This is a genomic window from Bradyrhizobium archetypum (genome assembly GCF_013114835.1).
Lineage (GTDB): Bacteria > Pseudomonadota > Alphaproteobacteria > Rhizobiales > Xanthobacteraceae > Bradyrhizobium > Bradyrhizobium archetypum.
This window is the reverse complement of record NZ_JAAVLW010000017.1, coordinates 24,876-32,129: the sequence shown is the minus strand read 5'-3', so window position 1 is coordinate 32,129 and position 7,254 is coordinate 24,876. Positions and strand designations below refer to the sequence as shown.

The following is a 7,254-nucleotide window of genomic DNA, read 5'->3' as shown; positions in this document are numbered from 1 at the left end:
CATGGCATCGGTCGCACTAACAGGCCGTATACATGAACGCACCCGACCGGTATCCAAAGTGCTGCTGAAATCCCTTGCATCCGCGGGGCCGTCTATACATGAAGCTCTCGATGAAGGCGTTCTGCATGGGCTTGCCCGGCGCGATGTACTGCCAGGCGACGCGGCTCTGATCGGCCCATGTTAGGATGGCGTTGCTGGTGAGCTCGCTGCCGTTGTCGCTGACCACCATCTTTGGCTTGCCGCGCTCAATCATCAGCCGGTCCAGCTCCCGCGCCACCCGGGTGCCGGACAGCGAGGTATCGGCCACCAGCGCCAGGCACTCGCGGGTGCAATCATCGACGACGGTCAGAATGCGGAAGCGGCGACCATCGGTGAGCTGATCCGACACGAAGTCGAGTGACCAGCGGTCGTTCGGCGCCATCGGCACCGTCATCGGCGCCCGGGTCCCGATTGCGCGCTTGCGACCGCCGCGGCGGCGCACCGCAAGCTTCTCCTCCCGATAGAGCCGGAACAGTTTCTTGTGGTTGACCACATAGCCCTCCCGCTCGAGCAGGACATGCAGACGCCGATAGCCGAAGCGGCGGCGATCCTGGGCGATCGCTCTCATGCGCTGGCGAAGGCCGGCATCGTCAGCCCGGGTCGTCTGGTATCTCATGGTCATGCGACAGCAGCCGATGGCTTTACACGCCCGCCGTTCGCTCATCCCGAAGGCGTCTCGGAGATGGGCGACAGCTTTCCGCTTGGCCGCGGGCGTCACCATTTCTTTCCCACGAGGTCCTTCAAGGCTGCGTTGTCCAGCATGGCGTCGGCTAGGAGCCGTCAGGCGCGTGCTCTCGTCCTCAACTGTTTGGCGGTTGGCCAGATTTCCGACAACATTAGAGTCTTAAGATCTTACCAGGATTCATCAGATTGTTTGGGTCTAGGGCACGCTTTATAGCGCGCATCATTTCCAATTCGACGGCGGGCTTGTAGATTTCCGCTTGTTCAATGCGCAACTGCCCTATCCCATGTTCCGCGCTTATCGAGCCACGCAGATCGGTAATTATATCGTGCACAATTCGATTTATCGGTCCGCGCTCTCGCGCAAAAGCATCGCCGGCCCAGTCGGCCGGCGCGATTGGGTTATAGTGTATATTGCCATCGCCGACGTGCCCAAAGGCATAGTGGCGGATGCCGGGATAAGCTGCCGCGAGCGCAGCGTCTGCCCGCTCGATGAACTCCGCGATACGCGAGACGGGAATTGATACATCATGCTTAATGCCTGTGCCGATGCGGTGCTGCACCTCGCCCTGATCCTCGCGGATAGCCCACAGCCTTCTTCTCTGCTCACCTGACTCCGCGATGACAACGTCATCGGCGATACCATTTTCCAATGCCGATGCAAGCGCCTCTTCCAGCGGCTCGCGGAGAGAGCCTATCGGCCCCTGCCCGGTCGTTTCCATAAGAACGTACCAAGGAAATTTTGTTGCCAACGGATCTCCATGTCCGGGTATTAGCTCGATTACTGCGTCGATGCAGATGCGACGCATTAGTTCGAAAGTCGACAAGTGCTCCGCCATTTGGCCTCGCAGATGTGCAAGCAACTCAACTGCGGCATGCGGGCTTCGTACCGCAACCAATGCTGTTTGCGTTTCGATCGGCTTCGGAAATAGCCGCAAGACCGCAGCAGTGATTACGCCAAGTGTGCCCTCTCCACCGATGAACAACTGCTTCAGATCGTACCCGGTGTTATCCTTGCGCAAAGCGCGCAGGCCATCCCAGACGCGGCCATCAGGAAGAACCACTTCCAGGCCCAGAATCAGATTTCGAGTACTCCCGTAACGAAATACTTGGACACCACCGGCATTCGTGGAGATGTTTCCACCGATCTGACACGTGCCCTCGGCGCCAAGGCTTAAAGGAAACAGTCGGTCGTATTCAGAGGCGCGTCTCTGAATTTCCGCCAGTACGACCCCGCTCTCGACGGTGATTGTATCGTTCAGTGTGTCAATGTCGCGGATGGCGCGCAGTCGCGAAGTCGAAATGATGACCTCACTTCCATTGCCATGCGGCTGTCCTGCTCCTGTCAGCCCGGTATTGCCCCCTTGAGGAACGATAGGTACCCCCGCCGAAGCGCAAACCTTGACCAGCCGAGAAACTTCATCAACCGAGGCTGGCCGAAGAACGAGGGGAGTCGATCCTACCCAGTTGTCACGCCATGACATGCAATACGGCGCGATTTCAGCTGGATCGTCTAAATATCCTGAATGACCGACAATCTCCTTGAGTTGATAAAGGACGTCTTCTGGGACTGGTTTGGACGTACGTTTTGTGAGATTATTCATGATGGCACTCCTCCCGATGCAGGCCGCGGCGATCGACCCAACCTCAGGCAAATTGATCTGGAGCTAGATGACCCGCTGAGCTAAATGAGCCGCTTGTTGCTTTGCCGCAAAGCCTGATGTCAACCAACCACAAACCTAGCTTTTGTGCCGCGCTCGTCGAGAAACGCGACAATCTTGGCCCATTCATTGGACTGAGCTTCGGTTGGCCCAAAGTAGGCCGCACATCCAATATGAAGCCGGTAACCCAAGGATCATCAGAAAGCCGCGCGACGAAATCGGCAATATTCTTTACCTCCATCCCGATCTCGAGCCCAAGCCAAGCGTAAACGTCGACGTGTAGAATAGGACGATGCCCAGGCTTTCCGATTTTCGTTGTTCGTTTGGCGACGCATTTGACCAAGTTACAAAACGCCTCGCCCGAAGTACGTAGCTTTTCGCGAGAGCTGACTTGTCCATGTGAAACCACATCCACAGGCTTGAGGATCAGTTTATCGGACATTGATCTCTTTCGAATTCCCACTCTGAACACAGCCTGAAGCCGGGCTATCCAATGGTAACGAAAATTGCGGGCAGATCAGCTCGGCAAGGGCTGTCCGAGCAAAACGCGCAACGCGAAGCCGCGCTTGGCTCACGCCGAATTCGATCGCAAGCGGTAGCCGCTTGTCCTCATGGTACGCAAGGAGCGTTCACAAGGATCGATGGCCATCGGGGATTTCCTCGCAATCAGCATGTCGTCAGTCATTTAACCAATCACGGTAGGCTCCGCGAAGTTTTCTCCGAGCTCCGCCGACTACTTAGAAGGACCCCTTTGAAGTCCCAGGTGTGCGTGGGTTGATATCTATTCAGGATACCGGCGCACCAATCATGTTTGCGTTGCATTTTCCTGCAGTTCGGAGGATTTCCTGCATCGCAAATCCGTTTGGCGGAGAAATTCAGCTCAAGGCTCGGGAACTGAGTATACCGAAGAGGGCTCCGCTCGGAACGCATCTTTGATGCCTGACGTCTCAATCGTCTCGCCGAGAGCGTTGTAAGGCCGTATGTCCGCCTCTTCCGGTGACGTGGCTCGGCCTACACTGCGCGTCCGAGGGTTTACTCGGGCGTACCGAGCCGATCCTCGTCACAGGAGGACGAGCCGTGGCAGATTATAAGGAAGCATTTGTCGGAATCGACGTCGCGAAGCTGAAAAATGCCATCGCGATCGCGGAAACAGGCCGAGAAGGAGAGGTTCGCTTCTTCGGTGAGGTTGACGCGTCGGCGACCGGCATGCGCCGGGTCGTTGAACGGATCGCCAGCCGGTTTGATGGTGTGCATTTCTGTTATGAGGCCGGTCCAACTGGCTATGGCCTTATCGCCTGATCCGGTCGCTCGGCCATGAATGCGTCGCGGTTGCGCCATCGCTGATCCCGAGGAAGTCGGGCGATCGCGTGAAGACGAATCGCCGGGACGCTGTTTCTCTCGCTCGGCTGCTGCGCGCCGGCGAGCTGATGGCGGCGTGGGTTTCCGATGAAAGCCACGAAGCGATGCGAGATCTCGTCCGCGCCCGAGCGGCGGTTGTTCGGCTGACTTCACTGGGACGAACCGCATTGTCGGTCGCTGAGCGGCCTCGGCGATGGCTTCAGCATCCCGAAAGTCATTCTTGTGAGCCTTGAGGTATGGTTTGACGTATTGTGCCGGCAAGAGCCGTACTTGATGGCCCAATTTCTCGAGCTTGCGCCCTAGATGATGTGCGCCTGCACACGCCTCCATTCCGATCAGACAACGCGGAACATTGCCCAGCGACTGGTCAAGCTGATTTCTCGACCGCTTCTTGCGTAGCGTGATTGCTCCTGTGGCATCGAGACCGACGACATGGAATGTGTTCTTCCCGAGATCGATGCCGATTGTGACAATGCTCGTATTCGACATGGCTTGCGCTCCTGCTGCTGTCTCCGCCCGGGTTCCACGTTGCCGCTGAGAGCGGGCGTGGTCCATGCCATTAACTCATAAGGCGCCGAGGCCTTGCCCTTGCCGATGCAATCGACCTCGGGCGCGTGAAAGGAATAGAGCTTCCATCCGCGCTGGCGCTGCTCTTGGGAGCGGATCTGCGCGGCGCGCGAAAGCGGCTGTTCGAATGCAGCCTCAAGCTCTACCTGACCAACGACCTTGCGGCGGATGTCGCGGATGAGCCGCCCGAGCCACCTCCGCAAGCTGCGCAACTGCCGACGATGGCGCTTGAACTGCTTGGCGTGGGCATAGCGTCCTGCCATCGTCGCCGCCCGCTTGGCGATGCGCAGATACGATTGCCGCAGCCGCAGGCCGTGCTCGCGGACCAGGCGATTGAGCCCCTTGATCGCCGCATGGACCGGTTTGGCGTCGGCCTTGGGCTGAACGGTGGTGTCCACCGTCACCCGCTTGAGGTCGCGCGTCCGCAGCGCGCCGGTCTCGTGCGCGACCCGCAGGCTCTCGGCCAACAAAAGCTCCAGCTTGTCGCCGAGCCGCTTGCGCCAGTGGCTGAGGTCGGATTGCTCATGCCGGAACTCGTGCCGGAAGAACTCTTCACCGGTGAAGTGCTGGAAATACGGGTCGTAGACCCAGCGCTCGCACACCCCCTCGTCGGACAGGCCCTAGATGTGCTTGAGCAGCAACAGCCCGATTACGAAGCGGCTTGCGACGGCCGGCCGGCCCTTGTCGCTGTAGAGCGGCGCGATCTCGCGATCGATCCAGTCCCAGTCGACCTTGCCGCCAAGCTGCACCAGCTCGTGCTTCAGGTTGATGATCTGATCGAGCCTGGCGCGAAACAGATCGCCTTCCCCCGTCGTCCCCGGCTTCTTCGGTCGCATCGTCCCCTCCGCTGCGACCACGGAAGCCACGACCAGCGATTCGACGGAATCTTCAAAATCAAACTTGCAAGCTTCCGAGGTCCCACGCCGCAAAAGCTTGCAATCGCGAAACCGCCTTCGCTAGAAAAATTGAATCCCCAGTCAAGGCCTTAGGGGATTCTACACGGGCGACTACATTTAAAAGGCCCCCGGCGGGCATGCCGGAGGCCTTCTTGGAGGTCAAACTTAGATTTATAGAGGCGCTTCTTTTCTCCTTCCGCTAGTTTAACAAAGATTTACCAGTTGCGCTGAGCCCGGAGCAACAGGAGGAGTGTGTTCTGATCCTTGAGCTCGTACGCGGCTGCCGGCTTACCGATAGTCGCACTTGGAACGCTGACCGTGCCGGAGAAGTTCTGATCCAGGTGGGTATAGGTGAGATCAGCCAAGAAGGTGAGGTTCTTGACAGGGGTCCAACGAGTGACGATACCAGCCTGCGCAACGTTATAGTCAGGGTTGCAGGTGATTACCGTAGCAACAGCAAAGGTCGCATTGGCGCAGATCAAACCCTTGGCGGTGCTGTTGTAACGGACTGCGGCGTAAGCACCGTAAATGCTCGTCGACCAGTTGGGGTCCCAGTTGTGGTTGAACGCACCGCGCCCGCCCCAGGTCTGGGTCAGCTGCTGCTGGGTACCCGCGGCAAACACCGTGTCAGGAGCAAACCCGAAGCCAACGCTCTGGTAGGCGCCAGGCAGGCTTGTGCCACCATAGATGGTCATGGCGGCCGCCTGGCTGTCCTGCTGGATGTTGAAGCGCGTTGCACCCTTTGTGTACACGGCCGAGACGTTGATGGAGTCACCCGGTCCTGTTGGGACGTTGTTGACTGACAAGGCTAACTGCCCGGCCCATCCCCACTTGTCGTCGGGATGACCGGTCACCTCGGTCGGACCGTAGTACGCCGCATGATTGTCATGCGCGGCCACCGAAGCCTTGAACAGACCCCAAGCCTGGTTGACTGTGATCGTGCCGATCAGATCAGGAGCGATCGTTCCGGCGTAGTCGCTCGTACCAAAAGCGCCGCCCGCACTGATGTTGTTGACGCCGGCCTGAGTGTAGGCGGTCTGATCCTGGGCTGAGATAGCGGCTGACACGCCGTTGCCGAACTGCGCCGTGTAGGTGAATTGGTTCGTACCGGTAACCGCGCCGCCACCGCCAACAAGACCATCGAAGCTGTTGCCTGGATAGTTCGTCCAAGGAGCGCTGAACTCCGAGATGGCCTTACCGATGGTGAAGCCAGCGAACTGCATGAAGGCGTAGTACACGCCGACCGTACCAAAGGCGTTTGCACCGGCGTTGGCGTTGTTCGGCGCGGAACTGAACGGGGAAGGCCCGATCGGCGAGTAAACAGTCGCTCCCGTCCCGTTCCCAGCGTAGGTGTCCGTTGTCCAAGTGAACGTCGCATCGAAGAAAGTGCGGAGTACTCCGTACTCGGTCGCGGTACGCGTATCGATGTTCAAGTCTTCACGAGACCGCCAAGTGTAGCCGTTCGTGAAGCGGTTTCGCGCTGCTCCGGCGCCCGACGTGTTACCGGTGTTGTCCGAGTTCGTGTTTGCCAGGACATCCACGCGCAGGTATCCGCCCAGCTTGATACAGGTGTCAGCGCCCGGGATGTAGTAGAAGCCCGCACCATACAGGGAGCAAACTTTCACGTATTCGACCGCCTTAGCCTTGACAGGCAGATCGGCAGCACGCGCTGCGCTTACGGCGATCAGACCCGCCGCCGCGCCGAGCAAAAGGCTCTTCATCATCTTCATAACAGTTCTCCAAATTGCTTAGCTGAAAGTGGCCGCTCAACTGTTACGGAAGAACCAACCACCTTCGCCCCGCCCCAATCATTCTCGACCTGCAGGGTCTGCTCGAACGCCAACGGATTGACACAACCAGTTAACGTCGCGGCGCGGACCATTCCGCCGCTCGCATGGTACGTTGACAGATCGTGCTCGATATCGGCGCGCAAAGTTTGTACGTAACGGACCAACATGTACGCGCACCCGGCAAAGCGTGTTCTAATCGCGTCATAACTGTACGTTTCGTACCTCAGACTTCCATGAAGGCACGCTTCGTACCAATATGGC

General features: G+C 58.6%; 4 protein-coding genes and 4 pseudogenes. 1 reads left to right on the top strand and 7 read right to left on the bottom strand.

Annotation, left to right across the window (positions count from 1 at the left end):
• Nucleotides 1–100 precede the first annotated feature (100 nt).
• From HCN50_RS32105 to HCN50_RS32095, 3 genes and pseudogenes are all read right to left on the bottom strand, one after another.
• A pseudogene (locus tag HCN50_RS32105) lies at nucleotides 101–850 on the bottom strand (IS3 family transposase); the annotation flags it as partial.
• A gap of 25 nt (nucleotides 851–875) precedes the next feature.
• A complete protein-coding gene (locus HCN50_RS32100; protein ID WP_171713881.1) occupies nucleotides 876–2,324 on the bottom strand; it encodes an FAD-binding oxidoreductase in 1,449 nt (482 codons plus the stop codon).
• A gap of 43 nt (nucleotides 2,325–2,367) precedes the next feature.
• Complete coding sequence (locus HCN50_RS32095) at nucleotides 2,368–2,823, bottom strand: hypothetical protein (RefSeq protein ID WP_171713880.1); 456 nt, start codon at nucleotides 2,821–2,823, stop codon at nucleotides 2,368–2,370.
• Between the two features lie 635 nt (nucleotides 2,824–3,458).
• On the opposite strand from HCN50_RS32095, the pseudogene HCN50_RS32090 reads away from it, so the two are divergent.
• Nucleotides 3,459–3,913 (top strand): annotated as a pseudogene (locus tag HCN50_RS32090) (IS110 family transposase); the annotation flags it as partial.
• On the opposite strand, the pseudogene HCN50_RS32085 reads toward HCN50_RS32090, so the two are convergent.
• From HCN50_RS32085 to HCN50_RS32070, 4 genes and pseudogenes are all read right to left on the bottom strand, one after another.
• Nucleotides 3,876–4,229, bottom strand: a pseudogene (locus HCN50_RS32085) (IS110 family transposase); the annotation flags it as partial. The pseudogenes HCN50_RS32090 and HCN50_RS32085 overlap by 38 nt on opposite strands.
• A gap of 26 nt (nucleotides 4,230–4,255) precedes the next feature.
• Nucleotides 4,256–5,143 (bottom strand): annotated as a pseudogene (locus HCN50_RS32080) (IS5 family transposase); the annotation flags it as partial.
• A 275-nt stretch (nucleotides 5,144–5,418) separates the two neighbouring features.
• Nucleotides 5,419–6,933 (bottom strand): porin, encoded by a 1,515-nt coding sequence (locus HCN50_RS32075; RefSeq protein ID WP_171713879.1) that lies wholly within the window; start codon nucleotides 6,931–6,933, stop codon nucleotides 5,419–5,421.
• Complete coding sequence (locus HCN50_RS32070; RefSeq protein ID WP_171713878.1) at nucleotides 6,930–7,160, bottom strand: hypothetical protein; 231 nt, start codon at nucleotides 7,158–7,160, stop codon at nucleotides 6,930–6,932. The genes HCN50_RS32075 and HCN50_RS32070 overlap by 4 nt, the downstream gene beginning before the upstream one ends.
• Nucleotides 7,161–7,254 lie beyond the last annotated feature (94 nt).

What these genes read in the sequence shown, in the direction of transcription:
- HCN50_RS32070 (WP_171713878.1), bottom strand. Translation starts at nt 7,160, where the DNA reads ATGTTGGTCCGTTACGTACAAACTTTGCGCGCCGATATCGAGCACGAT.
- HCN50_RS32095 (WP_171713880.1), bottom strand. Translation starts at nt 2,823, where the DNA reads ATGTCCGATAAACTGATCCTCAAGCCTGTGGATGTGGTTTCACATGGA.
- HCN50_RS32075 (WP_171713879.1), bottom strand. Translation starts at nt 6,933, where the DNA reads ATGAAGATGATGAAGAGCCTTTTGCTCGGCGCGGCGGCGGGTCTGATC.
- HCN50_RS32100 (WP_171713881.1), bottom strand. Translation starts at nt 2,324, where the DNA reads ATGAATAATCTCACAAAACGTACGTCCAAACCAGTCCCAGAAGACGTC.